General features: G+C 32.6%; 1 protein-coding gene. It reads left to right on the top strand.

The genetic code is table 11. From position 1 onward, the window contains the following. A partial coding sequence (locus HMPREF3241_RS11320) for an oleate hydratase (RefSeq protein ID WP_176746670.1) occupies positions 1–365 on the top strand: 365 nt, incomplete at both ends.

The following is a 365-nucleotide window of genomic DNA, read 5'->3' as shown; positions in this document are numbered from 1 at the left end:
ACATTATGGAAAAATTTAGCTAATCAAAGTCCAGAATTTGGAAGACCTGAAAAATTCTGTGATCATATTCCAGATAAAAGTTGGCTCGTATCTGCAACAACAACAACAAATAATAAAAAAGTAATTTCTTATATTGAAAAATTAAGTAAACGTGATGTGTTATCTGGACGTACCGTTACTGGGGGTATTGTAACGGTAGCAGATTCAAGTTGGCAACTTAGTTTTACAGTCAATCGTCAACAACAATTTAAGGAGCAACCTAAAGATCAGGTAAGTGTATGGATATATGCACTATATTCTAATGTTAAAGGAGATTTCATTAAAAAACCAATTACTGAGTGTACAGGTAGTGAAATCTGTCAAGA

This window comes from Staphylococcus sp. HMSC34G04, from assembly GCF_001838765.1.
GTDB classification, from domain to species: Bacteria; Bacillota; Bacilli; order Staphylococcales; family Staphylococcaceae; genus Staphylococcus; species Staphylococcus epidermidis.
Note: the sequence above shows the minus strand (reverse complement) of the source record. Positions and strands in the feature narration are given on the sequence as shown.